The organism is Pseudomonas shirazica, assembly GCF_015168335.1.
GTDB classification, from domain to species: domain Bacteria; phylum Pseudomonadota; class Gammaproteobacteria; order Pseudomonadales; family Pseudomonadaceae; genus Aquipseudomonas; species Aquipseudomonas asiatica.
Genome location: NZ_CP063456.1, coordinates 415,151 through 435,677, shown reverse-complemented (window position 1 = coordinate 435,677; position 20,527 = coordinate 415,151). Strand labels below are relative to the sequence as shown.

Annotated in this window: 22 protein-coding genes and 1 other RNA gene; 7 read left to right on the top strand and 16 right to left on the bottom strand. The window is 62.0% G+C overall.

What is annotated here, in order from left to right; translation table 11 throughout:
- Position 1 precedes the first annotated feature (1 nt).
- From mraY to rsmI, 9 genes are all read right to left on the bottom strand, one after another.
- Positions 2 to 1,084: a phospho-N-acetylmuramoyl-pentapeptide-transferase gene (mraY, locus tag IMX18_RS02015; protein ID WP_015271711.1), complete on the bottom strand. Its 1,083-nt coding sequence runs from the start codon at positions 1,082 to 1,084 to the stop codon at positions 2 to 4.
- A complete protein-coding gene (locus tag IMX18_RS02010) occupies positions 1,084 to 2,451 on the bottom strand; it encodes a UDP-N-acetylmuramoyl-tripeptide--D-alanyl-D-alanine ligase (protein ID WP_191472157.1) in 1,368 nt (455 codons plus the stop codon). Before IMX18_RS02010 ends, mraY begins: the two co-directional genes overlap by 1 nt.
- A complete protein-coding gene (murE, locus tag IMX18_RS02005) occupies positions 2,444 to 3,934 on the bottom strand; it encodes a UDP-N-acetylmuramoyl-L-alanyl-D-glutamate--2,6-diaminopimelate ligase (RefSeq protein WP_170976258.1) in 1,491 nt (496 codons plus the stop codon). The genes IMX18_RS02010 and murE overlap by 8 nt, the downstream gene beginning before the upstream one ends.
- On the bottom strand, positions 3,931 to 5,673 hold the full coding sequence (locus IMX18_RS02000; RefSeq protein WP_161551483.1) for a peptidoglycan D,D-transpeptidase FtsI family protein: 1,743 nt from the start codon (positions 5,671 to 5,673) through the stop codon (positions 3,931 to 3,933). Before IMX18_RS02000 ends, murE begins: the two co-directional genes overlap by 4 nt.
- The gene (gene ftsL / locus IMX18_RS01995; RefSeq protein ID WP_003260787.1) at positions 5,673 to 5,966 is read right to left on the bottom strand and encodes a cell division protein FtsL; all 294 of its coding nucleotides are present in this window, start codon (positions 5,964 to 5,966) and stop codon (positions 5,673 to 5,675) included. The genes IMX18_RS02000 and ftsL overlap by 1 nt, the downstream gene beginning before the upstream one ends.
- Positions 5,963 to 6,910, bottom strand: a complete 948-nt coding sequence (gene rsmH, locus IMX18_RS01990; RefSeq protein WP_015271715.1) for a 16S rRNA (cytosine(1402)-N(4))-methyltransferase RsmH — start codon at positions 6,908 to 6,910, stop codon at positions 5,963 to 5,965. The genes ftsL and rsmH overlap by 4 nt, the downstream gene beginning before the upstream one ends.
- Positions 6,907 to 7,362: a division/cell wall cluster transcriptional repressor MraZ gene (gene mraZ, locus IMX18_RS01985; protein WP_004575120.1), complete on the bottom strand. Its 456-nt coding sequence runs from the start codon at positions 7,360 to 7,362 to the stop codon at positions 6,907 to 6,909. Before mraZ ends, rsmH begins: the two co-directional genes overlap by 4 nt.
- 308 nt (positions 7,363 to 7,670) lie before the next feature.
- An RNA gene (gene rnpB / locus IMX18_RS01980) (RNase P RNA component class A) lies at positions 7,671 to 8,030 on the bottom strand.
- 67 nt (positions 8,031 to 8,097) lie between these two features.
- Positions 8,098 to 8,892, bottom strand: a complete 795-nt coding sequence (gene rsmI, locus IMX18_RS01975; protein ID WP_230384974.1) for a 16S rRNA (cytidine(1402)-2'-O)-methyltransferase — start codon at positions 8,890 to 8,892, stop codon at positions 8,098 to 8,100.
- A 267-nt stretch (positions 8,893 to 9,159) separates the two neighbouring features.
- Between rsmI and IMX18_RS01970 the strand changes: the two genes are divergently transcribed.
- The 5 genes from IMX18_RS01970 to IMX18_RS01950 all read left to right on the top strand — a co-directional run bounded on the left by IMX18_RS01970 (position 9,160) and on the right by IMX18_RS01950 (position 12,985).
- The gene (locus IMX18_RS01970) at positions 9,160 to 10,977 is read left to right on the top strand and encodes a penicillin-binding protein activator (RefSeq protein ID WP_015271717.1); all 1,818 of its coding nucleotides are present in this window, start codon (positions 9,160 to 9,162) and stop codon (positions 10,975 to 10,977) included.
- Entirely contained in the window at positions 10,977 to 11,348 is a 372-nt protein-coding gene (locus tag IMX18_RS01965) for a YraN family protein (protein ID WP_039613002.1), read from the top strand. The genes IMX18_RS01970 and IMX18_RS01965 overlap by 1 nt, the downstream gene beginning before the upstream one ends.
- Before the next feature lie 86 nt (positions 11,349 to 11,434).
- On the top strand, positions 11,435 to 12,028 hold the full coding sequence (locus tag IMX18_RS01960) for a phosphoheptose isomerase (RefSeq protein WP_012274070.1): 594 nt from the start codon (positions 11,435 to 11,437) through the stop codon (positions 12,026 to 12,028).
- The gene (locus IMX18_RS01955; RefSeq protein WP_015271720.1) at positions 12,025 to 12,603 is read left to right on the top strand and encodes a BON domain-containing protein; all 579 of its coding nucleotides are present in this window, start codon (positions 12,025 to 12,027) and stop codon (positions 12,601 to 12,603) included. The genes IMX18_RS01960 and IMX18_RS01955 overlap by 4 nt, the downstream gene beginning before the upstream one ends.
- 163 nt (positions 12,604 to 12,766) lie before the next feature.
- A complete protein-coding gene (locus IMX18_RS01950) occupies positions 12,767 to 12,985 on the top strand; it encodes a YgdI/YgdR family lipoprotein (protein WP_003260792.1) in 219 nt (72 codons plus the stop codon).
- Between the two features lie 51 nt (positions 12,986 to 13,036).
- On the opposite strand, the gene IMX18_RS01945 is transcribed toward IMX18_RS01950, so the two are convergent.
- From IMX18_RS01945 to rplM, 7 genes are all read right to left on the bottom strand, one after another.
- On the bottom strand, positions 13,037 to 13,468 hold the full coding sequence (locus IMX18_RS01945; RefSeq protein ID WP_015271721.1) for a ClpXP protease specificity-enhancing factor: 432 nt from the start codon (positions 13,466 to 13,468) through the stop codon (positions 13,037 to 13,039).
- A gap of 10 nt (positions 13,469 to 13,478) precedes the next feature.
- On the bottom strand, positions 13,479 to 14,102 hold the full coding sequence (locus IMX18_RS01940) for a glutathione S-transferase N-terminal domain-containing protein (protein WP_015271722.1): 624 nt from the start codon (positions 14,100 to 14,102) through the stop codon (positions 13,479 to 13,481).
- Positions 14,103 to 14,219: 117 nt separating this feature from the next.
- Entirely contained in the window at positions 14,220 to 14,999 is a 780-nt protein-coding gene (locus tag IMX18_RS01935; RefSeq protein ID WP_013974125.1) for a cytochrome c1, read from the bottom strand.
- A complete protein-coding gene (locus tag IMX18_RS01930; RefSeq protein WP_003260795.1) occupies positions 14,999 to 16,210 on the bottom strand; it encodes a cytochrome b in 1,212 nt (403 codons plus the stop codon). Before IMX18_RS01930 ends, IMX18_RS01935 begins: the two co-directional genes overlap by 1 nt.
- Positions 16,210 to 16,803: a ubiquinol-cytochrome c reductase iron-sulfur subunit gene (petA, locus tag IMX18_RS01925; RefSeq protein WP_015271723.1), complete on the bottom strand. Its 594-nt coding sequence runs from the start codon at positions 16,801 to 16,803 to the stop codon at positions 16,210 to 16,212. The genes IMX18_RS01930 and petA overlap by 1 nt, the downstream gene beginning before the upstream one ends.
- A gap of 262 nt (positions 16,804 to 17,065) precedes the next feature.
- Positions 17,066 to 17,458, bottom strand: a complete 393-nt coding sequence (gene rpsI / locus IMX18_RS01920; protein WP_003260797.1) for a 30S ribosomal protein S9 — start codon at positions 17,456 to 17,458, stop codon at positions 17,066 to 17,068.
- 14 nt (positions 17,459 to 17,472) lie between these two features.
- On the bottom strand, positions 17,473 to 17,901 hold the full coding sequence (gene rplM, locus IMX18_RS01915; RefSeq protein WP_003260798.1) for a 50S ribosomal protein L13: 429 nt from the start codon (positions 17,899 to 17,901) through the stop codon (positions 17,473 to 17,475).
- A 257-nt stretch (positions 17,902 to 18,158) separates the two neighbouring features.
- Here rplM and IMX18_RS01910 point away from each other — a divergent pair, with 257 nt between their 5' ends.
- Entirely contained in the window at positions 18,159 to 19,199 is a 1,041-nt protein-coding gene (locus IMX18_RS01910) for an NADP(H)-dependent aldo-keto reductase (RefSeq protein ID WP_015271724.1), read from the top strand.
- Positions 19,200 to 19,509: 310 nt separating this feature from the next.
- On the top strand, positions 19,510 to 20,430 hold the full coding sequence (locus IMX18_RS01905; RefSeq protein WP_169774643.1) for a GlxA family transcriptional regulator: 921 nt from the start codon (positions 19,510 to 19,512) through the stop codon (positions 20,428 to 20,430).
- Positions 20,431 to 20,527: the final 97 nt, after the last annotated feature.

Here is a 20,527-nt window from a genome sequence, read left to right as displayed (position 1 = left end):
TCTACCTCAGTTTCAGGGTTGCAAGGCCGATCAGCACCAGGATCACGGTGATGATCCAGAAGCGGACGATCACCCGTGGCTCTGGCCAGCCCTTGAGTTCAAAGTGGTGGTGGATCGGCGCCATGCGGAACACGCGCTTGCCGGTCAGCTTGAAGGAGGCAACCTGGATCACCACCGACAGGGTTTCCATGACGAACACGCCGCCCATGATGAACAGCACGATTTCCTGGCGAACGATCACGGCGATGGTGCCCAGCGCGGCGCCCAGCGCCAGCGCGCCGACGTCACCCATGAATACCTGCGCCGGGTAGGTGTTGAACCACAGGAAGCCCAGGCCGGCACCGATCAGCGCGCCGCAGAACACGATCAGCTCGCCCGAGCCCGGCACATAGGGGATCAGCAGGTATTCGGCGAACTTAACGTTGCCCGACAGGTAGCAGAAGATGCCCAGGGCGCCGCCGACCATCACCGTCGGCATGATCGCCAGGCCGTCGAGGCCGTCAGTGAGGTTGACCGCGTTGCTCGAACCGACAATGACGAAGTAGGTCAGCACGACGAAGCCGATGCCCAGCGGAATGGTGACATCCTTGATGAACGGCAGGATCAGCGTGGTTTCGACGCTGGTCGGCGCGGTCTTGTACAGGAAGACGGCTGCAGCCAGGCCGAACACCGACTGCCAGAAGTACTTCCAGCGGCTTGGCAGGCCACGCGAGTTCTTTTCGATCACCTTGCGGTAGTCATCGACCCAGCCGATGGCACCGAATGCCAGGGTAACGATCAGCACCACCCACACATAGCGGTTGGTCAGGTCGGCCCACAGCAGCGTGCTGACGGCGATGGCGGACAGGATCAGCGCCCCACCCATGGTCGGGGTGCCGGACTTGGACAGGTGCGATTGCGGGCCGTCGTTACGCACGGCCTGGCCGATCTGGCGGATTTGCAGGGTACGGATCATCCACGGCCCCAGCCACAGCGCCAGGGACAACGCGGTCAGCACACCCAGAATCCCGCGCAGGGACAGGTACTGGAAGACCGCGAAGCCTTTGTGGAACTGTTGCAGATACTCGGCCAACAGCAGCAGCATTAATGTTTCTCCCCGCTGGCACCGCACAATGCCGCCACGACGTTTTCCATCGCAGCACTGCGCGAGCCCTTGATCAAGATAGTGGTGTCGCTGGCATTCTCGGCGCCAACCGCGTCGATCAGCTCAGCTTGAGTAGCGAAATGGCGGCCATTGGCTCCGAATGCCTTGACCGCGTGTGTCATGTTGGAACCCACTGCGTACAGGGCGTCGACCTTGCCACGCGCGTAGTCACCCACCTGACGGTGGCCTTCTTCCGCCCATTGCCCCAGTTCGCCGATATCCCCAAGCACCAAGACGGTGCGCCCGGAAAAGCCGGCGAGTATATCAATGGCCGCGCACATGGAGGTGGGATTTGCGTTGTAACTGTCGTCGATCACCCGCACGCCGCTCGGCGCGATCTGCGCCACGGTACGGCCCTTGACCGGTTGCACGGCAGCCAGGCCTGCGGCGATGCCGCTCAGGCTCAGACCAACGGCATGGGCAGCGGCAGCGGCGGCCAGGGCATTGCTGACGTTGTGCTCACCGAGCACATTGAGTTGCACGTCTACCGTGTCGCCAGCGCCATGCAGCTTGAACGAAGGGCAACCACGGGCATCGCGGCCGATGTCAGAGGCATGGAAATCGGCCTTTGGATTGTTGCGGGCAAAGCTGAAGACTTTGTGCGCGCCGGCACGTGCCTTCCATATATCAAAGGCCTTGTCGTCCAGGTTGAGGATGGCGATACCGCCCTCGCCCAGGCCTTCGAGAATCTCGCCCTTGGCTTCGACGATCTTTTCCGGGCCGCCGAACTCGCCAACGTGGGCGGTGCCGGCGTTGTTGATGATGACCACCTGGGGCCGGGTCAGGCCGACGGTGTAGCGGATCTCGCCAATGCGCGAGGCGCCCAGCTCGATCACCGCGGCGCTGTGCTCGGGAGCGATCTCCAGCAGGGTCAGCGGCGCGCCGAGGTCGTTGTTCAGGTTGCCGCGGGTGGCGTGCACCAGGCCACGGGTGCGCAGGATGCTGGCGAGCATCTCCTTGACCGTGGTCTTGCCGCTGGAACCGGTGATGGCCACCACCGGTTTGTCGAATGCAGCACGGTTCAGCGCGCCAAGCTGGCCGAGGGCCAGGCGGCAATCGGCGACCAGCAGCTGCGGCAGGTCGACATCGGCCACTTCACGCTCGACCAGGGCAGCGACAGCGCCCTTGGCCTTCACATCGGCCAGGTAGTCGTGGCCATCGAAGCGCGGGCCGGCCAGGGCCACGAACAGTTGCCCGGCGCCAACACTGCGGCTGTCTATGCTGACGCCGGTGAAGGTGGCGTCGGCACCGACTTGTTGACCACCCAGCGCTTTGGTCAGCTGGCTGAGTGACATCGGCTTAAGCATGTGGAGCCTCCCAGGCTGCAAGTGCCTTTTCGGCCTCGGTCAAATCGGAGAAATCATGGCGCTCGCCATTGATCTCCTGGTAATCCTCGTGCCCCTTGCCGGCCAGCACGATCACATCGTCGGCAGCGGCGGTGGCGATCAGGTGCGCAATGGCTTCGCCACGACCGGCAACGAACTCGACCTCGGCAGGCTTGGCGAAACCCGGGCGGATGTCGTCAAAGATGCGCAGCGGGTCTTCAGTACGCGGGTTGTCGTCAGTTACCAGCACGCGGTCGGCCAGGCGCTCGGCCACTTCGGCCATCAGCGGACGCTTGCCGCGGTCTCGGTCGCCGCCGCAGCCGAACAGGCACAGCAGCTTGCCGTGCGCATGCGGGCGCAGGGCTTCGAGCACTTTCTCCAGGGCGTCCGGGGTGTGCGCATAGTCGACCACCACCAGCGGCTTGTCGCCCCCACCCAGGCGCTGCATGCGGCCGATCGGCCCCTGCAGCTGCGGGGTGACCTTGAGGATTTCGTCCAGCGCGTAGTCCAGCGCCAACAGGGTCGCCACGGCGGCGAGCATGTTGCTCAGGTTGAAGCGGCCCAGCAACTGGCTGCGCAGGGTACGTTCGCCTTGGGCGGTGACCAGGGTGGCGCGCACGCCATCGTCATTGAACACGGCTTCACGGCAGTACAGCGAGGCCTCCGGGTTCTCCAGGCTGTAGCTGAGCAACCGGGTCTCGATATGGTCGACACTCGGGCGGCGGGCAAAATCGGCGGCCAGGCGACGGCCGAAATCGTCATCCAGGTTGACCACCTGGCAACGCAGGCTCGGCCAGGCGAACAGCTTGGCCTTGGCGGCCTCGTAGGCCTCCATGCTGCCGTGGTAGTCCAGGTGGTCGCGGGACAGGTTGGTCATGACCGCGATGTCGAATTCCAGAGCGGCGACCCGGCCCTGCTCCAGGGCGTGGGAGGAAACCTCCATGGCCACGGCCTTGGCGCCACCTTTCTTGAGGTCGTTGAGGGTCGACTGTACGGCGATCGGGTCGGGCGTGGTCAGGCGACCACTCTGCAGCTCACCATAGAAGCCGGTACCCAGGGTGCCGATCAGGCCGCAACGCTGGCCAAGCAAGTCCAGCGCCTGGGCCACCAGCTGGGTGACGCTGGTCTTGCCGTTGGTACCGGTAACGCCCACCAGGTTCAGCTGGCGGCTCGGTTCGCCATAGAAGCGACCTGCGATATCCGAAAGCTGGGCGATCAGGCCCTTGACCGGGATGAGCGGCACATCGGTGATTGGCAGGACGCTCGTGCCCTGCTCTTCATAGGCTACAGCGGCAGCGCCACGCGCCAGGGCATCGGCGATATGCTCGCGGCCATCGACCTTGGCGCCCGGAACAGCCAGGAACAGATCACCCGGACGCACATTGCGGCTGTCCAGCGTCAGTTCACGGATCAACGGGTCACGGCTGGCGTGAGCGAAAAGCTTGCTCAATGGCATTGTCATCATCCACGCCCTCCCTTGGCGGTTGCAGCAGCATTGACTTGCGATTGTTCTACAGGTGCCGGTGGAGGCAGGTTGTCTGGCGGAACGTTCATCAGGCGCAGAGTGCCGGACATGACCTTGCTGAACACCGGTGCCGAAACCAGGCCACCGAAGTAACCGCCCTTGCCAGGCTCATCGATTACCACGACGATGGCATAGCGCGGGTCGCTCATCGGCCCGAAGCCGGCGAACAGCGAGCGGTAGGCGTTTTCGGTGTAGCCCTTGGAACCGACGGTGGCCTTACGGGCGGTACCTGACTTGCCGGCCACGTGGTAGAACGGAACCTGGGCACGGAACACCCCGCGCGGCGCTTCGATCACCTGCTGCAGCATGCCCTGAATGGTTTCGGCGGTTTCCTTCGGAATGGCCTGCACCGCTTCCGGGGCCTTGTCGACCTTGAGGATCGACAGCGGCACCATCTTGCCGTCGTTGGCCAGCGCCGCGTATGCATGCACCAGCTGCAGGGCGGTCACCGACACGCCATAGCCATAGGACAGGGTCGCAGTCTCGGCCTTGCGCCACTCGCGATGGTTGGGCAGGTTGCCGACGCGCTCGCCGGGGAAGCCAAGGCCGGTGTACTGACCCAGGCCGACCTGGGACATGACCCGGTAGATGGCCTCGCCGCCGATGTCGAAGGCGATCTTGCTCATGCCGACGTTACTGGAGTTGATCAGGATACCGGTCAGGTCGAGGATCGGGCCTTCGCTCCTGGACACGTCCTTGATGGTGTAGCGACCAATTTGCAGGCTGCCCGGGTACACCTCGACCTTGTCGGTCGGCTTCCAGCGGCCACTTTCCAGTGCCGCACTCATGGAGATCGGCTTGACCGTGGAGCCCGGCTCGAACACGTCGATGATCGCGCGGTTACGCATGGCGGCCGGGAACATGCTGCGGCGGTTGTTGGGGTTGTAGGTCGGCTGGTTGACCATGGCCAGGACCTCACCGGTCTTGACGTCCATGATCACCAGGCTGCCGGCCTTGGCATCCTGTTCGGCAATGGCGTTGCGCAGCTCGCGGGTGGCCAGGTACTGCAGGCGCAGGTCTATCGACAACGCCAAGGTCTTCCCGGCCTTGGCGTTCTTGGTTACCTGGATGTCCTTGATCAGCCGGCCGCGCCGGTCCTTGATGACCTGCCGCTTGCCGGGTACGCCAGCCAGCCATTCGTCATAGGCCAGCTCCACCCCTTCGCGACCGTGGTCGTCGAGGTCGGTGAAGCCGACCATGTGCGCGGTGACATCACCGGCCGGGTAGAAGCGGCGGAATTCTTCCAGGCCATACACGCCCGGCACTTTCAGGTCGAGCACATGCTGGCCCTGCTCCGGGGTCAGGCCGCGGACCAGGTAGATGAACTCTTTGCTGGCCTGCTGGGTCAGGCGCTCGGTCAGCTGCTGCGGGTTCTGCCCCAGTGCTGCTGCCAGCTGCGGCCAGCGGTCCTTGGAGGCCTGCATTTCCTTGGGGTTGGCCCACAGGGTGGTGACCGGGGTACTGACCGCCAACGGTTCACCGTTACGGTCGGTGATCAGGCCGCGGTGAGCCGGGATAGGGATGTGACGCAGGCTGCGCGCATCGCCCTGCCCCTTGAGGAAATCACGGTCGACTACCTGCAGGTCGATGATGCGCCAGCAGATGGCACCGACCATCAGCGCCAGCAAGCCGATCACCACGCGGAAGCGCCAGGGGTAGAGTGCGCCTTCGAGCTTCATCATGGCGCCACCATCCGCACTTCGTCAGCCGAAGGTACGCGCATCTTCAGTTGCTCGGAAGCCAGGTTCTCGATGCGACTGGCGGCGGTCCAGGTGCTTTGTTCGAGAATCAGCCGGCCCCATTCGGCCTGGGCCTTGTCACGTTCGTTCAATTCGCCGTACAGCGTGTTGAGCAACTGACGGTTCCAGTGCGCGCTGTAGGACACGGCGATGGCCGAAACCAGCACGGCAACGAACAGCAGAAGCATCAGGAAGCTTCCGCCTGGCAAAGGTTTGGCAAACAGCCTGCTCACCGCAGCTTCTCCGCCACCCGCATAACGGCGCTGCGCGCCCGCGGGTTGGCCTTGAGCTCGGCGTCGGAAGCGAACTGAGCCTTGCCGATGAGCTTGATTTTCGGCTCGAAGACCTTGTGCTGTACCGGCAGGTTGCGCGGCAGGTTGTCAGCCTCGCCCTTGGCCAGCCTGCGCATGAACAGCTTGACGATGCGGTCTTCCAGCGAATGGAAGCTGATCACTGCCAGGCGGCCGCCCACTTCCAGCGCATCGATCGCGGCCTCCAGGCCTGCCTCGAGATCACCCAATTCGTTGTTGACGTGAATACGCAGGCCCTGGAAAGCGCGGGTCGCCGGGTTCTTGCCCTTCTCCCAGGCCGGGTTGGCCACCTTCAGCACCTCGGCGAGGTCGCCGGTGCGGGTGAACGGTTGCTGTTCGCGGCGTTGCACCACGGCGCGAGCCATGCGCTTGGCGAAACGCTCTTCGCCGTACTCCTTGAACACACGGGCTATTTCTTCTTCAGGTGCAGTGGCGATGAACTCGGCGGCGCTGATGCCCTGGTCCGGGTTCATGCGCATGTCGAGCGGGCCATCATTGAGGAAGCTGAAGCCCCGCTCGGGGTCATCCAGCTGCGGCGAGGAAACGCCCAAGTCCAGCAATACGCCGCTGACCTTGCCATCCAGGCCACGCTCGGCCACTTCCGCGCCCAGCTCGGCAAAGCTGCGCTGCACAATGACAAAGCGGCCGTCTTCGGCCGCCAGCGCTTGCCCCGTGGCAATCGCCTGTGGATCTTTGTCGAAACCCAGCAGCCGCCCTTGCGGCCCGAGCTTGCTGAGAATCAGCCGGCTGTGCCCGCCACGGCCAAAGGTGCCGTCCAGATAGCAACCGTCGGCGCGCAGGGCCAATGCCTCGACAGCTTCGTCGAGCAGGACGGTAATGTGGTTGAAGCCGCTATCTATGGTCACAGGATCAGGTCACGCAATTCGTCGGGCATGGCGCCCGGTTGTTGAATAGCTGCAAGGTCTGCTGCCGAAACCGCGTTCCAGGCATCTTCATCCCACAGCTGGAATTTGTTCAGTTGCCCCACCAGCATCGCCTTCTTGTCGAGCTTGGCGTACTCACGCAGACGGGGCGGTACCAGGAAACGCCCACTGCCATCGAGCTCCAGGTCAACCGCGTTACCGATCAGCAAACGCTGAAGGCGGCGGTTTTCCTCACGCAACGATGGCAAAGCACGCAACTTGGCTTCTATCTGTTCCCACTCATCGAGGGGATAAACACACAAGCAGGGGTCAACGGCGTCGATGGTCACGATCAGCTGACCATTGCAACGCGAATCGAGCTCGTCACGGTACCGGCTCGGCATGGCGAGACGGCCCTTGGCATCGAGGCTGACGGCGTTGGCTCCGCGGAACACGGCTGCGATTCCCCACAATGTTAGCTTTTTTGTGCCAGAAAACCCACTTCATCCCACTTTCTGCCACTTGCGCACACTATAGGAATCCGCCCGCAGCACCGTCAAGGCACGTTCGGAAGGAAAAGCCTTACAGGACCGAGATTTAGCGCAATAAAGGAATGCGGAAGGACTACCGAGCAGAAAAAAACACGAGAAAAATCAAACCCACGCAGGCGAATGGAGTTCGAAGTTAAAGTGATTTATTAAGAGTAAGATTTTTTCGGTATTACCAGAGGGCATCTGCTATCGAATAAAGCAGGGAGGGAAAGGTGGAGAGTCGATCTGTAAGCCGGGTTTTGTCGAGGACAGTCATTCCTCTACGACGGCCATCACTGGACGCCTCTAGCAACCTACCCGGTTCCGACGCGGGCCACGCCTGATGGAACCCTATTTGGTCTTGCTCCGAGTGGGGTTTACCTAGCCACGAACTGTTGCCAGCCGTGCGGTGCGCTCTTACCGCACCTTTTCACCCTTACCGGCACCGAAGTGCTTAGGCGGTTATTTTCTGTGGCACTTTCCGTAGGCTCGCGCCTCCCAGGCGTTACCTGGCACTCTGCCCTATGGAGCCCGGACTTTCCTCCCCCTGCTTTTGCGGAACAAAAGCAGGCAGCGACTGTCCGATCGACTCTCCGCCGCCAAGATTAACGGCACGCGCGCCCAAGAACAAGCAATACCGGCATTTATATCAATATGCCACTATTCGGCTTTCTGCTTTTCCAGTGCAAGTTGATACAGCAGGTTCTTGCGCACCCCGGTAATTTCCGCAGCCAGCGCCGCCGCCCGCTTGAGTGGCAGCTCGGCCAGCAGCAGGTCGAGCACCCGTTGCGCTTCGGCACTGATCGCCTGTTCGCCCTCCGGCGCACTCCAGCCACCAACCAGTACCACGCACTCACCGCGCTGCTGGTTGCTGTCACCAGCAACGAAGGCGCGAAGCTCGGCCAGGGGCAGGCCCTTGAGGGTCTCGAAGGTCTTGGTCAGTTCACGCGCCAACAACGCCGGGCGCTCGCCACCGAATACCGCTTCCATGTCTTCAAGGCATTCCAGGATACGGTGCGGGGCCTCGTAGAAGATCAGCGTGCGCGGTTCTTCCTTTACCTGCTCCAGGCGCGCCCGCCGTCCCGCCGCCTTGGCCGGCAGGAAGCCTTCGAAGATGAAACGGTCCGACGGCAGGCCGGCTGCCGACAGCGCGGCGATCAGAGCGCAGGCGCCCGGCACCGGGACCACATTTACCCCCGCAGCACGCGCCTGGCGCACCAGGTGGTACCCCGGATCGGAAATCAGCGGCGTGCCGGCATCGGAAACCAACGCCACATTCTCGCCCGCCAGCAGCTTGGTGAGAAAACGCCCGCCCTCGTCACGCTCGTTGTGTTCATGGCAGGCCGCCAGCGGCGTGTCGATGCCGAAGTGCTGCAGCAGACGGATCGAATGACGGGTATCTTCCGCCGCGATCAGGGCCACGTCCGCCAGCACCTTCAGCGCCCGGGCACTCATGTCGTCGAGGTTGCCGATAGGGGTTGCGACCACATACAGCGTCCCCACCGTGGATTTCGAAGCCCCTGCCACATCAGTCACTGCGCACACCTGTCGTTCGGATCAAAGGCGCCATTGTAGCCCGAGCGCCTGCAACAGGGCGCAAAGAACTTCGCCGACGACCGATGGCAGGCCTCCTATAGTGAAGGATCGACACGGCAACATCGCGCCCCGGCCAGCGCTTGGGTACAATTGCCGGCCACCTTGATCGAGTAACAGGACCTTTACATGATCGCTTGCCTGCGGCTGTTCACAGCCCTCTGCCTTGCTGCCTTGCTGGCAGCCTGCGCCAGCTCGCCCTCATCCAGCCTGGGCGAACTGCCACGCACCCCGGACGCCAGCATCGAGCAACTGCTCGAAAAGGCTGCTTCCAGCAAGTCCGCGGAAGACGCCGCCCTGCTGCGCCTGAGCGCAGCCGACCTGGCCTACAGGCAGAAGGACTTCCCACGCGCCGCACGCATCCTCGAGCAGGTGCCGCTGGACACGCTCAAGCCGGCCCAGCAAGTGTTCGCCAGCACCCTCGGAGCCGAGCTGGCCATGAGCCGCAACCAGCCCAAGGCTGCCCTGGCTGCCCTGGCCCACCCCAGCCTGCAGCGCGTCGCCGAACTGCCGCAAGAACAGCAAGCGCGCACCTACAGCGTGCACGCGGCCGCCCTCGAAGCCGATGGCCAGGCCCTCGCCGCCGCGCAACAGCGCGTGCTGCTGGCCCCGCTGCTCAGCGGCCAGGCCGCCAGCGCCAACAATGACGCCATCTGGGCACTGGTCGCCTCGCTGCCGGCAGAGCAACTGCAGCAGCCAGGCAACGACCAGCCCCTTGCCGGCTGGACCAGCCTGGCCTTCGCGGTAAAAAGCGCCGGCACCCTGGAGCAGCAGCAAGCGGCGATCGACGCCTGGGTCAAGCAGCACCCGGACCACCCGGCCGCCCAGCAACTGCCGCTGGCTCTGACCAAGCTCAAGGAGCTGGCCAGCCAACCGCTGACCAAAATTGCCCTGCTGCTGCCTCAGGAAGGCCCGCTTGCCGGTGTTGCCCGCGCCCTGCGTGACGGTTTCATGGCTGCACACTTCCAGGCCCAGCAAGCCGGCCAGCAGGCGCCAGCCGTGCAGGTATTCGACAGCTCGCGCATCGGCTCGCTCGACGACTTCTATCGCCAGGCCCAGGCCGCAGGCGTACAGCTGGTCATCGGCCCGCTGGAAAAACCGCTGGTCAAGCAACTGGCTGCCAAGCCACAACTGCCGATCACCACCCTGGCCCTGAACTACGCCGACGCCGGCCAGAAGGCTCCACCGCAGCTGTTCCAGTTCGGCCTCGCTGCCGAAGACGAAGCCCGTGAAGTGGCCCGTCGCGCCCGCGCCGATGGCATGGTCCGCGCAGTTGCCCTGGTGCCGAGCGGCGAATGGGGCGATCGTGTGCTTGCCGCCTTCCGCCAGGACTGGGAAGGCAACGGTGGCACTCTGCTCGCCGCCGAACGCATCGCCCAGCCGGTCGCATTGGCCCAGCAGATTGCCGACCTGTTCCAGCTGCGCCAGAGCGAAGGCCGCGCCAAGAGCCTGCAGAGCACGGTAGGTGGCAGCATCGCCGCGCAGCCGTCGCGCCGCCAGGACATCGACTTCATCTTCCTCGCCTCGACCCCGCAACAGGCCCAGCAGATCAAGCCGACCCTGAACTTCCAGTACGCCGGTGACGTACCGGTCTACGCCACCTCGAACCTGTACAGCGCCAGTGGTGACGTCAACCAGTACAACGACATGAACGGTATCCGCTTCTGCGAAACCCCGTGGCTGCTCGATACCAGCAACAGCCTGCGCCAGCAGGTCGTGCAGCAATGGCCGCAAGCGGCAGGCAGCCTGGGCCGCCTGTATGCCATGGGCGTCGACGCCTACAGCCTGGCGCCGCGCCTGGGCCAGCTGAAAGCACTACCGGACAACCGCGTACTGGGCCTTTCGGGCAGCCTGAGCATGAACGCCAACCAGCGTGTCGAGCGCCAGCTACCTTGGGCCGAGTTCGTCGGTGGCCAGGTCCAGCGCCTGCCTGACACTCCTCGCTGATGGCAGCAGCGTCGCCCACCAGCGCCGGGCAGGCAGCGGAAAGCCAGGCCCTTGAATATCTTCAAGGGCAGGGCCTGCAACTGCTGGCGCGCAACTGGCGATGCAAAGGCGGTGAGCTTGATCTGGTCATGCTCGACGCCGATACAGTAGTATTCGTCGAAGTCCGCTACCGGTTGCACGCGGGCTTCGGTGGCGCCCTTGGCAGTATCGACGGGCGCAAGCAGAAACGGTTGGTGCTCGCCGCCAGCCTGTTCCTGCAGAAGGAGCCCCACTGGGGCAACCACCCCTGCCGCTTCGACGTAGTCGCCCTACAGGGCAGCCACCATGCAGGCAGACCGCTTCAATGGCTGAAAAACGCCTTCGAATGCTGAACCCATTCCGATTTTTTTGCTCTATGTTTCGCGGGCTGGTCGTTGTTGCGCGTAGCAAAGGCCACCGCCCCACTTAAGGTCACCAGATGGACATGCAATCCCGAATTCGCCGGCTATTCCAGGCCAGCATCGATACCAAGCAACAGGCAATGGACATCCTGGCACCGCACATCGAGCAGGCCAGCCTGGTCATGGTCAACGCGCTGCTCAACGAGGGCAAGATGCTCGCCTGTGGCAACGGCGGCTCGGCCGGCGATGCCCAGCACTTTTCCTCCGAGCTGCTCAACCGCTTCGAGCGCGAACGCCCGAGCCTGCCGGCCATCGCGCTGACCACCGACAGCTCGACCTTGACCTCGATCGCCAACGACTACAGCTACAACGAAGTCTTTTCCAAGCAGATCCGCGCGCTGGGCCAGCCCGGTGACGTTCTGCTGGCGATCTCCACCAGCGGCAACTCGGCCAACGTGATCCAGGCGATCCAGGCCGCACATGACCGCGAAATGATTGTCGTAGCATTGACTGGTCGCGATGGCGGCGGCATGGCTTCGCTGCTGCTGCCCGAAGACGTGGAAATCCGCGTACCTTCGACGGTTACCGCGCGTATCCAGGAAGTCCACCTGCTGGCGATCCACTGCCTGTGTGATCTGATCGACAGCCAACTGTTCGGGAGTGAAGAATGACCCCTATGCGCCTCGGCCTTATGGCCCTGACACTGTGCCTGAGCGTCACTGGTTGCAGCTCGGTACTGACCTCTACCCGCAATTCGCCGATCGAGGACGATCGCGGAACGCGCACCATCGGCAGCAAGATCGACGACTCGCTGATCGAAACCAAGGCTTCGGTCAACATCGCCAAGGCCAGCCCTGACCTGGACAAAGGTTCGCACATCGTTGTCAGCAGCTACAACGGCATCGTCCTGCTGGCCGGCCAGACACCGCGCGCCGACCTCAAGAGCCTCGCCGAGCAGACTGCCAGCCAGGTACAGCGCGTCAAGAAAGTGCACAACGAGCTGCAGGTGATGCAACCCTCCTCCATCCTGGCGCGCAACAACGACGCCTGGCTGACCACCAAGATCAAGACCCAGATGCTGACCGACAATGCCGTGCCCAGCTCGCGCATCAAGGTGATTACCGAGAATGGCATCGTTTACCTGCTCGGCCTGGTGACCCAGCAGGAGGCCAACTCGGCCACTGCCGTGGTACAGGGCGTGTCGGGTGTGCAGAAGATCGTCAAGCTGTTCGAGTACATCGACTGATTCACTGATTGCCTGCACCGGCCTCTTCGCGGGTAAACCCGCCCCCACAGGGATCTCACAGCTTTCGAGACTTGTTGTATTCCTGTGGGAGCGGGTTTACCCGCGAAAAGGCCAGCACAGGCGACAACACTGCCCCACCCTTCAGAAATCCAGGAAACACCGCATGAAAAAGCTTCTGCTGCCTGCCCTGCTGTTCGGCACTTTCGCCACCCTGGCCGGCTGCTCTACACCAAGCCTGATCACCCTCAACGATGGCCGTGAAATCCAGGCCGTCGACGTACCGAAGTTCGACCGTGACGCCGGCTTCTATGAGTTCCAGCAACTCGACGGCAAGCGTACCCGCATCAACAAGGACCAGGTACGTACCATCAGCGACCTGTAAGCAGGGCTGGCGTAATTAAAAAAAGGCGATCCGGTTGGATCGCCTTTTTTATTACTTGACCACTTTCAGACTTGGTCGACCAGTCGGGCGTGGCGGCTGGCCACCACCCTCTGGCGGGCCATCGTCATCCGGCTGCACTTCATCATCTTCCTGCTCATCGTCATCCATCATGGACGACTCCAGCTCGAAGACCATACCCTGGCCATTCTCGCGGGCGTAAATACCCAGAATGGCACCAACCGGCACGTACAGCGAGTGAGCCACGCCACCGAAGCGGCCCTCGAAGCTGACCGCGTCGTTGTCCATGTGCAGGCTGCGCACGGCACTTGGCGAGATGTTCAAGACGATCTGGCCATCACTGGCGAAACCGTCCGGCACCTGGACCTTCGGGAATTCGGCATTGACCAGCATATGGGGCGTGCAATCGTTGTCGACGATCCACTCGTACAGTGCTCGAACCAGATAGGGGCGACTGGAGTTCATCAACGGCTCCTTAAAGCTTGCGCATTTCACGTTCTACAGAGGACAGGCTCGCCTGGAAAGGCTCGCGGGCGAACTGCCGCTCCATGTAATCCAGCAGCGGCTTGGCTTGCCGCGGCAACTCGATACCCAACACCGGCAGACGCCAGAGGATGGGCAGTAGACAACAATCGACCAGGCTTTGCTCCTCACTCATGAAGCAGGCGTACTCGCCGAACAACGGCGAGACCCCGGTCAGGCTCTCACGCAATGCCTTGCGCGCTTCGGTTCGGGCAGCCTCGCTACTGCGCGGATCGAGCACGGTATCGGCCAGGGAGCACCAGTCGCGCTGGATGCGGTGCATCAGCAAGCGACTGTTCCCCCGCGCAACCGGGTACACCGGCATTAGCGGCGGATGTGGATAACGCTCCTCGAGGTACTCCATCACCACGGTCGATTCATACAGCGCCAGGTCACGGTCGACCAGGGTCGGCACGCTGCCGTAAGGATTCACCTCGACCAGCTTGGGCGGCAGTCGACCGGGATCGACATCGATGACCTGCACGCTGATGCCCTTCTCGGCCAGCACGAGGCGTACCCGATGAGAATAGTGATCAGCGGGGTCGGAATAGCAGGCTAACCTGTTGGTTGCGCCCATGTAGCGCCTCCTCGTACGGGATGCTTGTAAAACTGTAAATGAAAACGCGCCCGTGGTGACCTGGCAGATCTGCCAGGCCACCACGGGCGCGTTCAACAACCAGAAACTACTGCGTGATCAGTGCACGTCCTTCCAGTATTCACGCTTGAGCAAGTAGGCGAATACGAAGAAGAAAGCCAGGTACAGCAACACATAGGTACCGATGCGCTGGCTTTCCAGTTTGACCGGGTTGGCCGAATAGGCCAGGAAGGTCACCAGGTTCTTGACCTTCTCGTCGAACTGCTCGGTCGTCAGGGTACCGGAATTCGGCGTAATGGTCAGCTGGTCGCAGGCTTCATGAGTCAGCGGGCTACCAGTCAGTGGGTCGAATTGCTTCTTGCCATCGGTCACGGTCTGCACCTGCTTGCAGCCAACCACCTGGTTGCCCTGCAAGCCGACCAGCACGTTAGGCATGCCGACGTTCGGGAACACCTTGTTGTTCACCCCATAAGGCCGTGACGGGTCCTCATAGAAACTGCGCAGGTAGGTGTACAACCAGTCGGTGCCACGCACACGGGCCACCAGGGTCAGGTCGGGCGGTGCGGCGCCGAACCAGGTCTTGGCGTCACTGGGCTTCATGCCGATCTGCATGTGGTCACCGATCTTGGCACCGGTGAACACCAGCTTCTCGAGCATCAGCTCGTGGGGGATGCCCAGGTCATCGGCAACCCGCTCGTAACGCTGGAACTTCGCACTGTGGCAGCCCATGCAATAGTTGGCAAAGGTACGCGCACCGTCCTGCATGGCGGCCTTGTCGCTCAGGTCGATGTCGACCTTGTCCAGCTCCAGGCCCGTTTCGGCCGCGAAGGAAAAGGCAGGCATCACTGCCAGCAAAAATACTGCAATCAACTTTTTCATCAGCCAGTCACCCTTTCCGGAACCGGTTTGGTCTTCTCGAGCCTTGTGTAGAACGGCATCAGCAGGAAGTAGGCGAAGTACAACACCGTGCACACCTGCGACAGCAAGGTACGCCCAGGTGTCGGCGCCAGCACGCCCAGTATGCCGAGGATGACGAAGGCCACGCAGAACACCAGCAGGAAGAGCTTGCTGATCCAGCCCTTGTAGCGCATGGAGCGGACCGGGCTGCGGTCGAGCCAGGGCAGGACGAACAACACGGCAATGGCCGCACCCATGGCGATGACGCCCATCAGCTTGTCAGGCACCGCACGCAGGATCGCGTAGAACGGCGTGAAGTACCACACCGGCGCAATGTGCTCGGGGGTCTTGAAGGCGTTCGCCTGCTCGAAGTTAGGTTTCTCCAGGAAGTAACCACCCATTTCCGGGAAGAAGAACACCACGGCGCAGAACACGAACAGGAACACCACCACGCCGACAATATCCTTGACGGTGTAGTACGGGTGGAACGGGATACCGTCCAGCGGGATACCGTTTTCGTCCTTTTTCTTCTTGATGTCGACGCCATCGGGGTTGTTCGAACCCACTTCGTGAAGGGCGAGGATGTGCAGGACCACCAGGCCGAGAATCACGATCGGCAAGGCAACCACGTGCAGGGCGAAGAAGCGGTTCAGAGTGATACCCGAGATCAGGTAGTCACCACGGATCCACTGGGTAAGGTCGCCACCGATCACCGGAATGGCACCGAACAGCGAGATGATCACCTGGGCACCCCAGTACGACATCTGGCCCCACGGCAGCAGGTAGCCCATGAAGGCTTCGGCCATCAGCGCCAGGTAGATCAGCATGCCGAACAGCCACACCAGTTCACGCGGCTTCTGGTAGGAACCGTAGAGCAGGCCGCGGAACATGTGCAGGTAGACGACGATGAAGAACGCCGATGCACCGGTGGAGTGCAGGTAGCGCAGGATCCAGCCGTATTCCACATCGCGCATGATGTACTCGACCGAGGCGAACGCCTCTTCTGCCGAGGGTGTGAAGCTCATGGTCAGCCACACACCGGTGACGATCTGGTTGACCAGTACCAGCAACGCCAGCGAGCCGAAGAAGTACAGGAAGTTGAAGTTCTTGGGTGCGTAATACTTGCTCAGGTGGTCTTCCCACATCTTGGTCGCGGGGAAGCGAGCATCAATCCAGTCCATGAACTTGCTCATCATGCGTTCTCCTGGTCAACGCCGATGACGACGATCTCGTCCGACTCGTAAGAGTGCGGTGGCACGGGCAGGTTGAGTGGCGCCGGCTGCGACTTGTAGACACGGCCGGCCAGGTCGTAGTGGGAACCGTGGCACGGGCAGAAATAGCCACCTACCCATTTCGGGCCAAGGTCAGCGGGTGCGACTTCCGGGCGGAAGGTGGGCGAGCAGCCCAGGTGTGTGCACAGGCCAACAAGGATGAGGATTTCCGGCTTGATCGAACGAACCTGCGGATCGACGTAGGTGGGCTGCACCGAGGCCTTGGACTCGGGGTCAGCCAGATCACCTACGACCTTTTTCAGGTTACCGAGGATCTCGTCCGTTCGCCGCACGATGAACACTGGTTGACCGCGCCACTCGGCCACCATCTGCTGGCCGGCCTCGACCTTGGCGATATTGACCTTCACCGGTGCACCCGCGGCTTTCGCCTTGGCACTGGGAAACCATGACCCCACGAACGGTACCGCAGCCCCCACTGCCCCCGCCGCCCCGACTACGGATGTCGCGGCTACGAGGAAGCGGCGCCGGCCTGCGTTGACGCCGTCATTGCTCATTCAGTCCTCTCCCATCAGCTTGCTTGACCAGTTGGACCTGGCCTGTACTTAGGTAATGTCTGTGCACTAAAAATTGGCCGCCATGGTAAGAAACAAATCCACACACTGACAAGGTGATTACCCGGGGAACGGGCTACAACCCTCGCTTTGCTTGATCTGCGTCTATGCGGCAAGTCGTCACGGACATGCTGACAGGTTAGTTCAAGACATAAAAAAAGCCCGGTTCCAAAGAACCGGGCTTTTTTCGACTGCCGAAGCGGTATTAACGCTTGGAGTACTGAGGACGCTTACGCGCTTTACGCAGACCCACTTTCTTACGCTCGACTTCACGAGCGTCGCGGGTGACGTAGCCAGCACGACGCAGAGCGCCACGCAGGGTTTCGTCGTATTCCATCAGAGCGCGGGTGATACCGTGACGGATCGCACCGGCTTGACCGCTGACACCACCACCGGAAACGGTGACGTAGATGTCGAACTTCTCAACGGTTTCGGTCAGCTCGAGCGGCTGACGAACAACCATGCGAGCGGTTTCGCGACCGAAGAACACGTCCAGAGAACGGTTGTTGATGGAAATGTTACCAGTACCCGGACGCAGGAATACGCGAGCGGTTGCGGTCTTGCGACGGCCAGTGCCGTAGTTTTGAGTCGCCGACATAATGAACTATCCCGTTAGATCTTCAGTTCTTGAGGCTGCTGAGCAGTGTGTGGGTGAGCAGCACCCGCGTACACTTTCAGCTTGCGGTACATGTCGCGACCCAGCGGGTTCTTCGGCAGCATGCCTTTGACCGCAGTTTCGATAACACGCTCAGGGGCCTTGGCGATCAACTTCTCGAAGTTGATTTCCTTGATACCGCCCGGGAAACCGGAGTGGGAGTAGTACATCTTGTCGGAAGACTTGGCACCAGTCACACGAACCTGCTCGGCGTTGATAACGACGATGTAGTCGCCGGTGTCAACGTGAGGGGTGTATTCTGGCTTGTGTTTGCCACGCAGACGGCTAGCGATTTCGGTAGCCAGACGACCCAGGGTCTGGCCAGCGGCGTCGACTACGAACCACTCGCGCTTTACTGTTTCCGGTTTAGCAGTAAAAGTTTTCATTCTCTAAAGCCTCAGAGGCCGCCCAGCGAAAAATAGACGGCGAATCTTACTGGATAGTGCACAGCTTGCCAAGGGCAAGCGCGCAGCCGAACGCTGACGCTTTTGGGGGCTCGGGTCAGGCACGCCAATGTTCGACGGGGTTCTTCCTGCGTGGTGGTGCATCACTTCCGCCACACGGAGAGGTGCCGAATTATCCAGATTGCGCGAAAAATTTCAACCTGCTTTGATGGGCTTCTTTGCCAAGGAGTGTCTATCCGATGGAATACCGCCAGCTTGGCCGTACCGACCTCAATGTCAGCGCCCTGTGCCTTGGAACCATGACCTGGGGCGAACAGAACAGTCAGGCCGAGGCCTTCGAGCAGATTGCCCGGGCCAAGGCCGCCGGGGTCAACTTCATCGACACCGCCGAAATGTACCCGGTGCCGCCCCGCCCCGAAACCTACGCCGCCACCGAGCGCATCATAGGCAACTGGTTCCGTGACAATGGCGATCGCGACGACTGGGTGCTGGCCAGCAAGGTCGCCGGCCCCGGCAACGGCATCAGCCACATTCGCGACGGCCAGCTCAAGCACAACCGCCAGCATATCGTCGCGGCGCTGGACGAGAGTCTCAAGCGCCTGCAGACCGACCGCATCGACCTGTACCAGCTGCACTGGCCCGAGCGCAGCACCAACTTCTTCGGCAAGCTGGGCTACCAGCATTTGCCACAGGACCACTTCACCCCGCTGGAAGAAACCCTCGAAGTGCTCGACGAGCAGGTACGCGCGGGCAAGATCCGCCACATCGGCCTGTCCAACGAAACGCCGTGGGGCACCATGAAGTTCCTGCAACTGGCTGAAAGCCGCGGCTGGCCGCGAGCGGTATCAATCCAGAACCCTTACAACCTGCTCAACCGCAGCTTCGAGGTGGGCCTTGCGGAAGTGGCCATCCGCGAGCAATGCGGCCTGCTGGCCTATTCGCCGCTGGCGTTCGGCATGCTCTCCGGCAAATACGAGAACGGCGCACGCCCGGAAAACGCACGCCTGACCCTGTTCAGCCGCTTTGCCCGCTATTCCAACCCACAGACCGTGGCGGCCTGCAGCCGCTATGTGCAGCTGGCCCGCGAGCACGGCCTGGACCCGGCGCAGATGGCCCTGGCGTTCGTTACCCGGCAGCCGTTCGTGACCAGCAATATCATTGGCGCGACCAGCCTCGAACAGCTGGACAGCAACCTTGCCAGCCTCGAGCTGAGCCTGAGTGATGAACTGCTGGCGGCGATCGAGGCGATTCACCAGGAGCAACCGAACCCGGCGCCTTGAGCCGGACCCTGTGCCCACTTCGAGGCCTGTGGGACACCTGCAGGAGCAGCCCTTGTGCTGCGAAGAGGTCTGTATGGCTGAAGGTTGCCTGTGGCAGTAATGGCCTCTTCGCAGCACAAGGCTGCTCCTACCGGTTGGCGCTGCCCCTCTGCTGCACAGGCTAGACACAATCGCCAAAAAATAAGACGATCCAGCCGGTGATTGACCACTCTACCCTATAAGAACAATGACAATGATGTTTACCCAACCCTCCGCGTCGCTGCGGCGCGTCAGCATCCTGGCCATTGACAAGGTGTTCGCTTCGACCTTGATGCAGGCCAAGGATTTCTTCCACCTCGCCAGCTTGCGCTACAGCAAGCAACTGGGCCTGGGCCTGCAGCCCATGTTCGAGATTCGCCTGGTGAGCCCGGACGGCCAGCCCGTGGACAGCTTCAGCAATGTGCAGTTGCCAGTCGAAGGCGGCCTTGACGACGCAGACGTGATCATCCTTCCGGCCTTCTGGGATGACTTCGACAACCTGCTGCAACGTTATCCACAGGTACTGCCTTGGCTGCGTGAACAGCATGCCCGTGGCTCGGTGCTGTGCGCCGAGGCCAGTGGCGTATTCTGGCTGGCCGAGTCCGGCCTGCTCGATGGCAAGGAAGCGACCACCTACTGGCGCTTCTTCAACAGCTTTGCCGAACGCTTCCCGAAGATCCGGCTGAACCAGGACAAGCATCTGACTGATGCAGACAACCTCTATTGCGCCGGCGGGACCACTTCAGCCTGCGACCTGTACATCTACCTGATCGAACGCTTCTGCGGCGCCAACGTGGCCCGCGCCGTGTCCCGCGACATCCTCTACGAAGTGCAGCGCAATTACACCCCGGGACGCATGGGCTTTGGCGGGCAGAAGCTGCACCAGGACCTGATCATCCTGCAGATACAGCACTGGCTGGAAGAACACTTCGCCGACAAGTTCCGCTTCGAGGACGTGGCTCGCAACCACGGCATGAGTATTCGCAATTTCATGCGGCGTTTCCAGAGCGCTACGGGTGACAAGCCGCTGCACTACCTGCAACGGTTGAGGATCGAGACGGCCAAGGGCTTGTTGTCGAGCACGCGCAAGAGCATCAAGACCATCAGTTATGAGGTGGGCTATGACGATGCCAGTTTCTTTGCGCGGCTGTTTCGTCAGCATACCGAGCTGTCGCCGAACCAGTATCGGCAGCAGTTCATGCAGGAGGCTTGAGGCCTTCTGGGGCTGCTTTGCAGCCCTTTCGCGACACAAGGCCGCTCCTACATGGAATCGCGTGATCCTGTAGGAGCGGCCTTGTGTCGCAAAAGGG

Coding starts and splice junctions, on each gene's coding strand:
- mraY (WP_015271711.1), bottom strand. CDS start 1,084: ATGCTGCTGCTGTTGGCCGAGTATCTGCAACAGTTCCACAAAGGCTTC.
- IMX18_RS02010 (WP_191472157.1), bottom strand. CDS start 2,451: ATGCTTAAGCCGATGTCACTCAGCCAGCTGACCAAAGCGCTGGGTGGT.
- murE (WP_170976258.1), bottom strand. CDS start 3,934: ATGATGACAATGCCATTGAGCAAGCTTTTCGCTCACGCCAGCCGTGAC.
- IMX18_RS02000 (WP_161551483.1), bottom strand. CDS start 5,673: ATGAAGCTCGAAGGCGCACTCTACCCCTGGCGCTTCCGCGTGGTGATC.
- rsmI (WP_230384974.1), bottom strand. CDS start 8,892: ATGAGTGCCCGGGCGCTGAAGGTGCTGGCGGACGTGGCCCTGATCGCG.
- IMX18_RS01970 (WP_015271717.1), top strand. CDS start 9,160: ATGATCGCTTGCCTGCGGCTGTTCACAGCCCTCTGCCTTGCTGCCTTG.
- IMX18_RS01965 (WP_039613002.1), top strand. CDS start 10,977: ATGGCAGCAGCGTCGCCCACCAGCGCCGGGCAGGCAGCGGAAAGCCAG.
- IMX18_RS01960 (WP_012274070.1), top strand. CDS start 11,435: ATGGACATGCAATCCCGAATTCGCCGGCTATTCCAGGCCAGCATCGAT.
- IMX18_RS01955 (WP_015271720.1), top strand. CDS start 12,025: ATGACCCCTATGCGCCTCGGCCTTATGGCCCTGACACTGTGCCTGAGC.
- IMX18_RS01950 (WP_003260792.1), top strand. CDS start 12,767: ATGAAAAAGCTTCTGCTGCCTGCCCTGCTGTTCGGCACTTTCGCCACC.
- IMX18_RS01945 (WP_015271721.1), bottom strand. CDS start 13,468: ATGAACTCCAGTCGCCCCTATCTGGTTCGAGCACTGTACGAGTGGATC.
- IMX18_RS01940 (WP_015271722.1), bottom strand. CDS start 14,102: ATGGGCGCAACCAACAGGTTAGCCTGCTATTCCGACCCCGCTGATCAC.
- IMX18_RS01935 (WP_013974125.1), bottom strand. CDS start 14,999: ATGAAAAAGTTGATTGCAGTATTTTTGCTGGCAGTGATGCCTGCCTTT.
- IMX18_RS01930 (WP_003260795.1), bottom strand. CDS start 16,210: ATGAGCAAGTTCATGGACTGGATTGATGCTCGCTTCCCCGCGACCAAG.
- petA (WP_015271723.1), bottom strand. CDS start 16,803: ATGAGCAATGACGGCGTCAACGCAGGCCGGCGCCGCTTCCTCGTAGCC.
- rpsI (WP_003260797.1), bottom strand. CDS start 17,458: ATGTCGGCGACTCAAAACTACGGCACTGGCCGTCGCAAGACCGCAACC.
- rplM (WP_003260798.1), bottom strand. CDS start 17,901: ATGAAAACTTTTACTGCTAAACCGGAAACAGTAAAGCGCGAGTGGTTC.
- IMX18_RS01910 (WP_015271724.1), top strand. CDS start 18,159: ATGGAATACCGCCAGCTTGGCCGTACCGACCTCAATGTCAGCGCCCTG.
- IMX18_RS01905 (WP_169774643.1), top strand. CDS start 19,510: ATGCAGGCCAAGGATTTCTTCCACCTCGCCAGCTTGCGCTACAGCAAG.